Source organism: Mesorhizobium sp. M0833, from assembly GCF_040319905.1.
Taxonomy (GTDB): Bacteria; Pseudomonadota; Alphaproteobacteria; order Rhizobiales; family Rhizobiaceae; genus Mesorhizobium.
In genome coordinates this window covers 26,667-39,465 of sequence record NZ_JAMYOQ010000026.1, presented here as the reverse complement: position 1 = coordinate 39,465, position 12,799 = coordinate 26,667, and the positions used below count along the sequence as shown (strand labels likewise).

The following is a 12,799-nucleotide window of genomic DNA, read 5'->3' as shown; positions in this document are numbered from 1 at the left end:
TTAAGGATATTGGTCATGGCGTTACGCATCAGGCTGCCTGGGGGCACGCTGAAGGTGAAGACCTAGCGGGCTGCGCGTCCGCGAGCGGGAGCGTCGCGTGCCGGTGGTCAGGATCGGATCAATGTACGTCATTTGGTGGAAAGATCACTAAAACCCCTCCAAAAGGCGGATGGGTGAGCCGCGTCGTTGATAATCGACAAAGGCGGTCATCGCACGTGGGCGACCAACTTCTCCATCGGCGGTGGTAGACTACGATCTGTCGGCTTGCTAATAGCCTATCGTTTGCTCGCACCAGGGTACCCCAAGCCCCCCGCCCAGCTTGGTGCGACGCGTGACCGCCCGCCGCGCCTCGCGCTCGGCGGGTTTGTCATTTCCGTCGCGGTGCCCTTTTCCGCCCGGTAAGGGATAGTGACTGGCTGGTCGGATGACGACTTTCTCCTTATTGCCAAGGGGCCGCCATTTAAGGACCAAATTCGCAACAATTTCCGCACCGCGTGGTTGCGATCGAAAAGCGACCCGGGATGACCTAGCTGTCGGTGGCGAGGTGGCGCTAAGTACGACCAGTCCTTGGGACCTCGTCCAGGAGATTTGGACCTTTGCTCGCTGGCAACTGACCCTCGGGCGTAAGCTTGTCCACTGCGTCGGGGAGTTCTCTAGTGAGCCGGTCGATAAGCTCGTCGTGGGACAATCCTGTTTGCTCGGCAAGATCGTCCAATGTTTGCGGGTCGATTGCCTTCTCAACCTGTTCGCGCTGAACGGGCCGGTTTGATCCCTTGCTTACCCACGAATCAACTTCGTCGCCCGCACCCACATTTCTGAGGCGGTCCAGGATGTCTCCGAGGCCGCCCGGGGGGCCAGCGCTAGCGTTGGGATCGGTCGATTTCCTGCCAGCGATCAACTCGCCGATCTTGTCCCTGTTCTTGTAGGCAAGCAGGCCGAGCAACGCTATGGCGACCTTTCCTATGTCAAGGCTCATTTCGCATCTCCTTCCACAAGAAAGCAAAAGCCATGCGCTTTTGAAAGGTTCCACGGTTCGGTCTCCCACCGGGAATTCCGGGCTATATTTGGCATCTGCGGAATTTTCGGCCTTTTCGCGTGTTGGTACTTTCTACTCCGGCCAGACAGCAAATTGTGCCAGCTGTCGGTCGCGCTTGGCCCGTCGGCTTCGCTCGGCGGGCTTTTCGTTGTCTTGGGTGGAAAACCCGCCTGCGACGATGGTTCGATCAGTAGCACTGTTCGCCCAGATCGGGCCTCGCATAGGAGAGCGCCGCTTGGCCATCGAGAAGCAAAGACACGACAGAGCGTACGTCAGATGCCGCACGGGCGCTGATCGACGACGAGCGCACGGCACGAGACCTCAGCCGCTCGCCTCCGGGAGCAGCGGCTGAGGGCTGAAACCACTTGGAACCACGCGATGGAGCAGCTTCGCAGTGAAATGGCGTTGTTGGCGGATCCGGGATATGGGTCGCGCTGGCCGCTACAGGTGGCGGTTTTTCGCGTTTCTTCGCGGCGAAACGTTTCGCTGCTAGGCTCAGAGATGATCCGGGGCCTCTTGGGAACTAAGGGTCCGCTTGCCAAATCCAGCAATGGCCGGCGGACCCCGTCAGCGCATGAAGGGACTTTTTATGCGCCAAATCTCCTCTCGAAGATGACGCTACCAACAGGCAATGGCGAGGGCTGGTTCCCGCCGCGTCCTGCGCACCGGACCATGGCGCGGCCAGGCCAGACTTAAGTCCTACGGTCTAGTGGTTTAAGCCCCTTCGAGGAACGTTCGTTGGTTGGCTCGCGTTGAGGTGAGCTTGGCGCGATGAAGCTGCGTCAAGGCAAAATCTCAACAAGGAGACGGCTATGAGAATGCATCTTTCCACCGCAGCGGCGGGATTTCTGTTGTTGGCCGGCATTGGTGCCGCTGCCGCCCAGGACGTGATCATCGAACCGCAGCAGGAAACCGTCATCAAGGAATACGTCAAGAAGCAGCCGCTCGCTTCGGTGAAAATTCCTGGGGTGGAGCTCAACATCGGCTCGCCTCTGCCCGATACAGTCGAGCTTCATGAAGTGCCGAACGTCAAATACCGTTATGTGATCGTCGACAACCGGACCGTTCTGGTGGATCCGAGCACGCGCAAGATCATCAAGGTCTACGACTGAGCTGATCTTGGGAGCGCTGGCCCGGATAGCGGTGGCAATCGTCAATAGTCCGGGTCAGCCGCTCCACAGGGGGCGACCGTTCTTGGTGATGATGACCGGTCGGGCGGGCGCTACGTGCAAATGGACATATTCGTGCCTAGCGGCGGCTCGCCGCCGCTACCGGCGCGACTTCGAGGAATGTTACTTCAGCAGTTTGATCAGCACTGCGAAAGCCGCGTCGATGTCGGCGCGAACCGCCGCCCGAACCGCTTCCGCATTGCGGTCTCGCAGAGCTGCAAACATCTGCTGATGGTGCTGGTTGGCGGTCGAATAGTTTCCAGAATCGTGCAGCATGTTGAAATAGGGGCTGATCTGCAGCCACAGGTTCTCGATGATGCTGAGCATGTTTTCCGAGCCCGCGGCCCGGTAGATGGAAAAGTGAAAAGCGTAATTGGCCCTGAGATAGGATTTTACGTCGCCGGCGGCATTGGCCTGCTCGAGTGCCTCCAGATGCTGGCCCAGCAGCATCACGCCGCGATCGTCAATGCGTTCTGCGGCCCATGCGGCGGCGATCGCCTCGATTTCAAACCTGACGTTTCTGAGATCGATGAGTCGCGCACGACTTAATGCCGGGATACCGATCGAACGGCCCGAAACCACCATCAATGCGTTGGCAGCGCTCAGACGCCGCAGTGCCTCCCTAACCGGCATCGGGCTGACGCCAAAAGCGTCGGCAAGGCTCTGCACCGTCACCATTTCACCTGGAACGATACTGCCATCGAGGATCAACTCGGTAACGTGCCGGTAGACCCTGTCCTGCAGAGTTTCCCTGGACAGTGGCGTAATTTCAACGCCCGGCTTCCTGAATGCCTCCCCAGCCATTTGTGCCAACCTTCCCCCATTCGGGCGACGCTCTCGTCATACCCGGCGCTTTTGCCGGGAATGCAAGGTTCGAATTGCCGCGTCAAGCGCCCGCGTGTCCAGCTTTGCCTCTCACTTATTTCATCATTGATCTTTGATCAAATCATGATACGGTCAGCCGCATCGAATGACAAGGCGTACGTCTCGTGCCCTTGGGAGGCATTCGGTCGTCTGAACTGGGAGGAGTTTCGAATGGGTATCGGATCGAAAGCCCGGCGGCTTGCGCTGCTTGCCGGCATGGCAGTTTGCGCTTTTGGGATGTCCGGCGCCGAAGCGGCCGGAAAGCACAAGATATTTCTCAGCATGAGCTTCATCGGCAATGATTGGCAGGCCGAGGCCGCCAACATGGTCAAGGCGATGGCCTCGCACAAGAGCATGGTCGACAAGGTAGACCTTCAGGTCCAGGTGGCGGGCCCGAACGCACAGCGCCAGATCCAGCAGATCAATGCCATGGTCCAGGCCGGCGCCGAAGCCATCGTGATCTTCCCGATTTCGCCAACAGCCCTCAACCAGGTGGTGAAGAACGCCTGCGATAAGGGCGTGAAGGTGTTTGCCTATGATGCCGAGATCACGGAGCCTTGCGCCTACAATGTCCACATCGACCAGGAGGAGGCTGGCCGCGTAACGGCGGAGTGGCTGGTCAAGAAGCTCAATGGCAAGGGCAACATCATCGCGGTGACCGGCGTTCCCGGCACCTCGGTCGATGATCTGCGCACCAAGGCCGCGAAGGAGGTGTTTGCCAAGCATCCCGACATCAAGATCGTCGGCGAGGCTGTCGGCATGTGGAGCCAGGCGGTGGCGCGTACCGAACTTTCCAAGATATTGGCGACGCGCAGCTGGGACGACATCAACGGGTTATGGATGCAGGTCGGCTGCTTCACCGCCAATTCCATGCAGCTCGAGGCCGGCAAGAAGAGCAGCGAACTCCTGCCTTGCGCCGGCGAGGGTTCGAATGGCGGGCGTATCCAGATGCTGCCGGAGGGCACGGAGGTCGAGGGCGCGACCTCTCCCTATGCGCCGCTCGGCGCGTCGCGCATCTCCTACGCCTCGCCGCCTTATTCCGGGGCGCTCGCTCTCAAGCTTGCCGTCGAAGCACTTGAAGGCAAGGACGTTGCCAAGAAGACGATCCTGCCGCTGCCGGTCGTCACCAACGAGACGATAAAGCTTTGCGACGAGGGCACCTGGGCTGAGATGAAGGCGGGTTGCAACGCGTTCAAACCGTCGCTGGTCTCGAACCCAGGCTGGTTCGCCTCGATCTTCTCCGATCAGACACCTGAAATCGGTCTCGCAGCAGCCCTTGTAGGCCAGCCTGAGGAGTAGGCACTCCGAAAGTGGGCGTGGGGTGCTTTCGAGGCGCTCCACGCACCTTTCATGCAGGCCGGGACTGGGATCATGATGTCAGCGCATTCGACAGCTGTCGGCATAGAGGGCGTCCGCAAGGCGTTTGGCGCAACAGTCGCCCTCGATGGCGTTTCCTTCGAGATCGCTTCCGGCAGCGTGCATGCCTTGCTTGGCGAGAACGGTGCGGGCAAGTCCACGCTCGTCAAGCTGCTGTCCGGGCTGGTGCGGCCCGACGACGGGCAAATCACCCTGTCAGGCGAACCGGCGCCACTGGGTTCGCCGCGGGCCGCGCATGCCAAAGGCGTCCAGACAGCCTTCCAGGAAATGACCTTGGTACGCGATCTCAGCGTTCTCGACAACATGTTGCTGCCTTACGCCCCCGTTGGCCCAGTCGGCCTGATAAGGCGGTTGAGCGCGCGTAGGGCAGTGCGCAAGCACATCTCCGATCTGGGGTTTACGGTCGATCTCGATGCCGAAGTAGCGACTCTCGATCTCGCCATCCGCCAGAAGATCGAAATCGCGCGCGCGCTCTATCGCAAGCCGCGCATCCTACTGCTCGACGAGCCGACCTCGACGCTGTCGGGTGGCGATGTCGAGTGGCTTGGCGCCCTCATCGCGCGGTTGAAAGCGGCCGGTACCACGGTCGTGTTCATCACCCATCGCATGCGCGAGGTGCGGGCTTTCTGCGACACGCTGACCATTCTCAGGAACGGCCACCACATCGTCACCGCGCCGGTTGCCGACGTTTCGGATGGTGAGGTGATTGAAAAAATCATCGGCCGCAGCATCGCCCAGACCTTCCCGCCGAAACCAGAAAGCGAGGCCGCCTTTGGTCCGCCGGTGCTCGGCGTGCGCGATCTCAAAGCCGGGAGGAAGCTCGACGGCATCGATTTCGACCTGCGCAAGGGCGAGATCCTCGGCGTTGCCGGATTGCAGGGCATGGGTCAGCTCGACCTGTTCCTCGCCTGTTTCGGCATGGCCGAGATCGAGCGCGGCCACATCCTGGTCGACGGGCGCCAAGTGTGGCTCGGCTCGCCCGCGGATGCGCTCAAGCCCAATATGGCAATCGGGCTGGTGCCGGAGGACCGCAAGACCGAAGGCCTGTTCCTGAAACTCTCGGGCCGGCAGAATGCATCGCTGCCGGTCGTCGCGCGCTTCACCCGTTATGGCCTGATCAGAACAGACGAGGAGGCAAAGGCCGTACAGTCCGCCTTCTCGACCGTGGAGGTCGACCGCAGTGCCTTGTGGACAAGGGCAGGGGCCTTCTCGGGCGGCAACCAGCAAAAGATAGCCATTGCCAAATGGCTCGTCGCCGAAAGCCGGATCCTGCTGCTTTTCGATCCGACCCGGGGCATTGACGTGGGGACCAAGCACGAGCTCTACGTGATGATGCGCGACTATGTGGCGGCCGGCGGCTCGATCCTTCTGCATTCAACCGAAATTCCCGAGCTGGTCCATCAATGCGACCGGGTGCTCGTCCTCTATGACGGCCATCTGGTGGCTGAGCTTGCCGGCGACGAGATCACCGAAGGCGCGATCATGCGGCCGGCGCTTGGCCACCGGGACGTGGTCCGGGAGGCGGCGGAATGAGTGTGACGAGCTCGGCCGCCGCGGCACCGACCGCGACATTGGCGCGGCTCCTCGCGCGGCATCACGGCGCCATCATCGCGGCGATCGTCTTTGCCCTGCTCCTGCTGATCGTCGATCTGGTCAGTGCCGGGCGGCTCACCTATTTCGACATTTCGTTCCTGTCGAGCGGCGGCGCCACTTCCGCATTGGCCGCGATCGGCCAGACTCTCGTCATCCTGTCCGGCGGTTTCGACCTGTCCGCCGGCGCGGTGATCTCGCTGGTCAATGTCGTCCTGGCAAACGGCATGGATCCGATGGCGACCGGCACCAGTGTTCCGCTGTGGACTTTGGCCGGAATTGGGGTCGGCATGCTGGTCGGCGCCTTCAACGGCTTCTTCATTGCCGTCCTGCGCATGCAGCCGATCGTCGTCACGCTGTCGACCATGTTCATCCTGCAGGGGGTAACGCTGCTGGTCATGGACAAGCCCGGCGGCTTCGTCTCGCCCGATCTTGGCGCCTTCTATCTCGGTGATGCTATCGCCGGCTGGCTACCGATGCCGCTGGTGGTCATCGGCGTGGTCCTGCTCGGCTGGTTCTGGCTCAAAGGCACACGCTTCGGGACGGCGCTTTATGCCGTCGGCAGCGATCCGGATGCCGCCGCCTCGGTCGGCGTGCGGGTCGTTCTCGTACGCTTCCTGGTCTATGTCATTGCCGGCGGCTGCTATGGGCTTGCCGGCGTTTTCATCAGCGCCCAGACGGGCAGCGGCGATCCGCTGGTCGGCAACCCGTTGTTGCTGTCGATGTTCGCGGCGGTCGTCGTCGGCGGTACAAGGCTGGGCGGCGGTCAAGGTGGGCCGGTCGGCACTGTCTTCGGCGCCTACATCCTGATGATGGTCGTCAATATCCTGCTCGTGCTCAACGTCTCGGCCTACTATTCGACGATCGCCGAAGGCACCATCCTGATCCTTGCCGTGCTTGCCGGCTCGCTGTCGCATGACTCCGTGCTTGCCCGTCAACTGCGTGCGCTGCGGGCGCGGCTCGCCGCGTGGCGGGCCGGAATGCTGCCCTCGCAGATCGATCGCACCGACCGGCGACTGAGAATTGCGCGGGGCAGCGCCGGCGGGCAGCAGGGGCCGCAGCCGGCCTTCCATGTCCGTAACGCCGAGACGCTGCGTTACGCGCTGCCAGCCTATGTCTGTCTTGCCATTGTCGTGATCGTCACCCAGATCTGGCTCGGACGCGCCATCGTCAATTTTGGTTACTGGAATTCGCTGTTCGTGCTGTCGAGCTTCCTTGCCATCCTGGCGCTTGGGCAAGGCAGCGTGATTCTAACCGGCGGACTTGACCTGTCAGTGCCGTGGACGATCGGCCTGTCGGGCATCCTGCTTGCCGGTATGGTCAACGGATCCGACGCTGCACTTGCCTATGCGCTACCGGCGGTGCTGCTCATCGCTTGCCTGATCGGTCTCGCCAACGGCATCGGTATCGTCTTTCTCGGCATCTCGCCGATCGTGATGACGCTGGCCACCAACGGCGTTCTGCAAGGCGTCGCGCTGCTTTACTCGCAGGGTACGCCGGCCGGCTTCTCCTCGCCGATGCTGCGCTGGTTCATGACCGGCAAGGTATTCGCCATCACGCCGGTGGTGCTGTTCATGATCGCCTTCGTCGTCTTTGCCGTGCTGCTGCTCGGCCGCACCGCTTTCGGCCGCCGCGTCTACGGCATCGGCAACAGCCTGCGCGCAGCCCAGCTCTCCGGCATAGCGGTCGGTCGCACGCTGATCCTCGTCTATGTGCTGTCGGCAGTCTGCGCGGCGCTGGTCGGCATCATGCTGACCGGCTTTTCCGGCCAGGCCAGCCTCGGCATGGGCGACGATTATCTGCTGCCCTCCATCGCCGTCGTCGTGGTCGGCGGTGCGCTGATCACCGGCGGGCGGGGCCATTATCTCGGCATGCTGGGCGGGGTGCTGCTCCTGACCGCGTTGCAGATGCTGCTCGCCGGCACGACGCTTCCTTATGCGACGCGGGCGATCCTGTTCGGGCTGGTGGTGCTCGGTGCCGTCATGGCGCTGCGTGAAAGGCGGATTCAGTGAAAGGGATGGAACAATGAGCTCAAGCGCACCGGCATCGGCGGACGAATTCCTGACTGGGCTCAAAGGCCAGCGCGTGCTGGTCACGGCGGGCGCCGGCGGCATCGGCTTTGCCATTGCAGAGACGCTGTCGCGGCTCGGCGCGCGTATCGTGATCTGCGATATTTCGGACGAGGCATTGGCGTCCGCTCCGAAAAGGATTGCCCTTGCCGCTGCGGTCAAGGCCGACGTTTCGCGCGACGACGATGTCGACCGGCTGTTCGAGACTATCAAGGAGAAGCTCGGCGGGCTCGACGCCCTGATCAACAATGCCGGCATTGCCGGGCCGACCGGCGGCGTCGATGAGATCGATCCGGCAGACTGGCGGCGTTGCATAGATATCTGCCTGACCGGCCAGTTCCTGTGCGCGCGGCGTGCCGTGCCGCTGATCAAGGCGGCGGGCGGCGGCTCGATCGTCTCGATGTCTTCGGCCGCCGGCCGCCATGGCTATGCGTTCCGAACGCCGTACTCGGCTGCCAAGTTCGGCGTTGTCGGCCTGACCCAGAGTCTTGCAAAGGAACTCGGACCGCATGGGATCAGGGTCAATGCCATCTTGCCCGGCATCATCGAAGGGCCGCGCATCGACAAGGTCATTGCCGACCGGGCAAAGCAGCTCGGCGTTTCAAACGAGGAGATGACACAACGCTATCTGCAGAACATCTCGCTGCGCCGCATGACCAGCCCATACGATGTCGCGGCGATGGTGGCCTTCCTGCTTTCCGATGCGGGCATCAACATTTCCGGCCAGTCGCTCGGCGTCGACGGCAACGTCGAGACACTCTGAGGGGGAGATCATGGCGAAGGTAGCAATTGTCGGAAGCGGCTTCATCGGGCGAGCGTGGGCGATCAGCTTCGCTCGTGCAGGCCATGATGTGCGCATGTGGGACCAGGCGCCGGCCGCGGCCAGCGGTGCGCGCGACTATATCGCCGGCGTGCTCGGCGACCTCGCCACCAACGATTTGCTGCGGGGACAGGCGGTCGATGCCGTGCTTGGCCGCATCACCATTGTGGCGGAGCTTGGCGAGGCCCTGGCCGATGCCGTCCACGTCCAGGAGAACACGCCGGAAAACCTCGAGGTGAAGCGGGAAGTGTTCTCCCGGATCGACGCCCTTGCCGGTCCGCAGGCGGTGCTCGCCAGTTCCACCTCGGCGCTGTTGCCGTCGAAATTCAGCGATCATCTTCAGGGGCGCCATCGCTGCCTCGTCGTGCACCCGATCAATCCGCCCTATCTCATCCCGGCAGCGGAAGTCGTGCCGGCGCCGTGGACCTCCGCCGAAACGGTGGAAAGGACGCGTGCGTTTCTTGTCGAGGCGGGCCACGCGCCGCTGGTGATGAAGCGCGAACTCGACGGCTTCATCATGAACCGATTGCAGGGCGCGTTGTTGGAGGAGGCGTTTCGGCTCGTCGCCGACGGCTATGCCAGTGTCGAGGATGTCGACACGGGACTGCGCGACGGGCTGGCGCTGCGCTGGTCGTTCATGGGTCCGTTCGAAACGATCGACCTCAACGCGCCTGGTGGCGTGCGCGACTATGTAGAGCGCTACCAGACGATCTATTCCAACATCTTCCCGCAGATGCTGCGTCGGGTCGACTGGGCCGGCGAGGTCATGGAGACGGTCGAGGCCGAGCGCCGCAACCGGCTGCCGCGGGACGAACTCGGCGAGCGGCAGGTCTGGCGCGACCGCCGACTGATGGCGCTGGCTGCGCACAAGAAAAAATCGGATCAGGAGTTTGGACGATGACGGAAACAAGCCGCAAGCCCGGCGCCCAGCAAGCCAAGGGCAAGGTCATCATCACCTGTGCGGTGACGGGGGCAATCCATACACCAACCATGTCGCCTTATCTGCCAATCACGCCAGACCAGATCGCCTCGGAGGCGATTGCGGCGGCCGAGGCTGGTGCGGCGATCCTGCATCTGCATGCCCGCGACCCTGAGACCGGCAAGCCCGACCAGACGCCGGAGGCGTTCGCGCGCTTCCTGGCGCGCATCAAGCAGGGCACCAATGCCGCCATCAACATCACCACAGGCGGCAGTCCCTACATGAAGGTCGAGGAGCGTGTGCGCCCCGCCGCGCAGTTCAAGCCGGAAGTCGCCTCGCTCAACATGGGGTCGATCAATTTCGGGCTTTATCACCTGGTAGACAAATACGAAACATTCAAGTTCGACTGGGAAAGGCCGCACCTGGAAGCGACGCGTGACCTGGTCTTCCGCAACTCGTTCAAAGACATCGAGTACATACTGGAGACCTGTTACGACAACGGCACGCGCTTCGAGTTCGAGTGCTACGACATTGCCCATCTCTATAACCTCTCCCATTTCGCAGATCGCGGGCTGGTGAAACCACCGTTCTTCGTGCAGTCGGTGTTCGGCCTGCTCGGCGGCATCGGCACGCATCCGGAAGACGTGGCCCATATGAAGCGCACCGCCGACCGGCTGTTTGGTGATCGATTCCGCTGGTCGGTGCTGGGCGCGGGCGCCAGCCAGTTGCGCATTGCCGCGCAATCGGCAGCGCTTGGCGGCAATATCCGCGTCGGGCTCGAAGACAGTCTGTGGGCCGGCAAGGGCAAGCTTGCCAAATCGAACGCCGAGCAGGTGGTGCTCGCCCGCAAGATCATCGAAGGCCTCGGCATGGAAGTGGCGACGCCCGACGAGGCTCGCGAAATCCTGTCATTGAAAGGCGGCGACAAGGTCGCGTTCTGACCAGTTGGCGAGAGCGCCGAAAACAGAGGAGGACCGCATGAAGATCGAAGTCGTAGTGGACGTGAAGACCACGCTGGGCGAGGGACCACTGTGGGACGTCGAGCAGGAGCGCCTTTACTGGATCGACAGTTTCGATGGGCGCGTGTTTCGAGCGACCGCCGACGGCCGCGAGATCCGTTGCTGGGACGTGCCGATGAAGATCGGCTCGATGGCATTGCGCAAGGACGGCGGCGGCGCGGTGGTGTCGCTGCAGCGCGGTTTCCATCTGCTCGATTTCGCCAACGGCGAGGTGACGCCGATCCATGATCCGGAGCCGGACAGGCCGATGAACAGACTCAATGACGGCAAGGTCGACCGGCGCGGCCGCTTCTTCGCCGGCTCGATGGATACCATGGAAGAGGGGCCGTCCGGTGGGCTCTACCGGCTCGATCCCGATTTCTCCGTCACCAAAATAGATTCCGGCATCATCTGCTCGAACGGCCCATGCTGGAGCCCCGACGACCGCACTTTCTATTTCGCCGACACCTGGACCGGCGAGATCTGGGCCTACGACTATGATATCGAAACGGGTGGCGCCACCAACCGGCGCACTTTCACGCGCGTCGATACCAGCCGGGGAGGGGCGGCCGACGGCTCGACCGTCGATGCGGAAGGATTCCTCTGGAACGCGCTGGTCTATGACGGCAGGCTGGTGCGTTACGCGCCCGACGGCAGTGTTGATCGCATCATCGACATGCCCGTCAAGAAGATCACCAGCGTCATGTTCGGCGGGCCGAAGCTCGACACCCTGTACGTCACGTCGATGGCCAAGCCGCCGCTGCCGCGCTTTCCGGGCGACGGAGTTTTACGTGGCAGCCTTTTTGCCGTCACCGGCCTCGGTGTAGCGGGAGTTCCTGAGCCAAGATTTGCCGCGTAGATCGGTGCGTAGTTGCGATCATCCTTCCCGCCCGCTTGGTGCCACCCCCATGTCTCGTCGCAGGGCACCCGGCGCTGGAAGCTCGTGCCCTGCGGTTCTGATGGAAACCACAATGACGAGGCTGGGGTCGCTTCGCGCGAAGTGCGCGCGAACATGGTTCCCGGAGAAACCATCAACCGAGCCTTGGAAGCCTGCTCGGAACAAGAAATCCACCCATTAGCAACTCCAATGCATCGAGTGCGTCTTCGTCCCGCAAATTGGTCAGAGCTACGCTGTCCACGAAGACAACCTCTTCATTGTCTATGTCATAGACCTCCCAAAGCCCGTCCTTGATCCTCCGGATGGCGTGCCGACGCTCCATAAGCAAAACCTAATACTTGAGTCGCGGCGAGGTTGGTAGAAAAATTGGGGCACGAGCCGATCATAATAGTGGAAAACCGCAGGTCCGCCCTGACGATGCTCTTAGATAGTCGAGCCTACGATCGAATCCACGAAGAAGCGCTTCGGAAAACGAAGAGCACCGACAGGCAGTGCGCCGGCCATCACCAGTCCTGTGTTGTTGAGGACAGGTTGTTTTCCGCGTCAAGCGGTCAACAGGAAGTTCGACCCATAACAGACATCGTCGTCGTCAGCTTTTTTCGCTGGTCGACGGCTGCCTCGAAATGTATCGTGCTTTTGTTGTGTACTCCTGACCCTTGATCGGGTCGCACGCCTGACGGCTGCTTGTCGCTTCCAATGCGGCGCGGCCGCCTCTCACCCCGAAATTTCCACATCACCTGACCGGCTAGACGGGATTTGCCATGGCCGAGGCCCAATGCCTTTGCGGCGCTCTTAAACTTACGTTGCGGGAACCGTCAAAACTGGTTGTCGCATGCCATTGTGTTGCGTGCCAGCGACGGACCGCTAAGCCATTCATTGTGGGAGCATTCTATCCGGTTAACGCTGTTGAGATTTCCGGTGAGGCCACGGAATTTGTTCACTGTGAGGACGGTCTCGGCGGTACCAAGCGTCCGATTCAATTCACTCGCTGCGAGTAAGGCGGTGGAGGCATTCGCGTCCAGGTTCGCTGATGTACTGTTCGCTCTCAGAACGTGGCCA

At 61.9% G+C, this 12,799-nt stretch carries 11 protein-coding genes; 9 read left to right on the top strand and 2 right to left on the bottom strand.

Annotated elements, in window-relative coordinates; translation table 11 throughout:
- Positions 1-550: 550 nt before the first annotated feature.
- Positions 551-976: a YidB family protein gene (locus NKH98_RS24630; RefSeq protein WP_352480135.1), complete on the bottom strand. Its 426-nt coding sequence runs from the start codon at positions 974-976 to the stop codon at positions 551-553.
- 872 nt (positions 977-1,848) lie between these two features.
- On the opposite strand from NKH98_RS24630, the gene NKH98_RS24625 reads away from it, so the two are divergent.
- Entirely contained in the window at positions 1,849-2,148 is a 300-nt protein-coding gene (locus tag NKH98_RS24625) for a DUF1236 domain-containing protein (protein ID WP_352480134.1), read from the top strand.
- 180 nt (positions 2,149-2,328) lie between these two features.
- On the opposite strand, the gene NKH98_RS24620 is transcribed toward NKH98_RS24625, so the two are convergent.
- On the bottom strand, positions 2,329-3,009 hold the full coding sequence (locus NKH98_RS24620) for a GntR family transcriptional regulator (RefSeq protein WP_352902495.1): 681 nt from the start codon (positions 3,007-3,009) through the stop codon (positions 2,329-2,331).
- 231 nt (positions 3,010-3,240) lie between these two features.
- On the opposite strand from NKH98_RS24620, the gene NKH98_RS24615 reads away from it, so the two are divergent.
- The 8 genes from NKH98_RS24615 to NKH98_RS24580 all read left to right on the top strand — a co-directional run bounded on the left by NKH98_RS24615 (position 3,241) and on the right by NKH98_RS24580 (position 12,738).
- Positions 3,241-4,368 carry a sugar ABC transporter substrate-binding protein gene (locus NKH98_RS24615; RefSeq protein ID WP_352507633.1) on the top strand — a complete coding sequence of 376 codons (1,128 nt, stop codon included), beginning with the start codon at positions 3,241-3,243 and terminating at the stop codon, positions 4,366-4,368.
- Between the two features lie 72 nt (positions 4,369-4,440).
- Positions 4,441-5,979 (top strand): sugar ABC transporter ATP-binding protein, encoded by a 1,539-nt coding sequence (locus tag NKH98_RS24610; RefSeq protein WP_502894317.1) that lies wholly within the window; start codon positions 4,441-4,443, stop codon positions 5,977-5,979.
- Complete coding sequence (locus NKH98_RS24605) at positions 5,976-8,048, top strand: ABC transporter permease (RefSeq protein ID WP_352902492.1); 2,073 nt, start codon at positions 5,976-5,978, stop codon at positions 8,046-8,048. Before NKH98_RS24610 ends, NKH98_RS24605 begins: the two co-directional genes overlap by 4 nt.
- 13 nt (positions 8,049-8,061) lie before the next feature.
- The gene (locus NKH98_RS24600; RefSeq protein ID WP_352689864.1) at positions 8,062-8,868 is read left to right on the top strand and encodes an SDR family oxidoreductase; all 807 of its coding nucleotides are present in this window, start codon (positions 8,062-8,064) and stop codon (positions 8,866-8,868) included.
- 10 nt (positions 8,869-8,878) lie between these two features.
- On the top strand, positions 8,879-9,826 hold the full coding sequence (locus NKH98_RS24595; RefSeq protein WP_352902490.1) for a 3-hydroxyacyl-CoA dehydrogenase: 948 nt from the start codon (positions 8,879-8,881) through the stop codon (positions 9,824-9,826).
- A complete protein-coding gene (kce, locus tag NKH98_RS24590; protein ID WP_352902488.1) occupies positions 9,823-10,785 on the top strand; it encodes a 3,5-dioxohexanoate:acetyl-CoA acetone transferase in 963 nt (320 codons plus the stop codon). The genes NKH98_RS24595 and kce overlap by 4 nt, the downstream gene beginning before the upstream one ends.
- Positions 10,786-10,822: 37 nt before the next feature.
- Entirely contained in the window at positions 10,823-11,701 is an 879-nt protein-coding gene (locus tag NKH98_RS24585) for an SMP-30/gluconolactonase/LRE family protein (protein ID WP_352902486.1), read from the top strand.
- 800 nt (positions 11,702-12,501) lie between these two features.
- Positions 12,502-12,738 (top strand): GFA family protein, encoded by a 237-nt coding sequence (locus tag NKH98_RS24580; RefSeq protein WP_352902484.1) that lies wholly within the window; start codon positions 12,502-12,504, stop codon positions 12,736-12,738.
- Positions 12,739-12,799 lie beyond the last annotated feature (61 nt).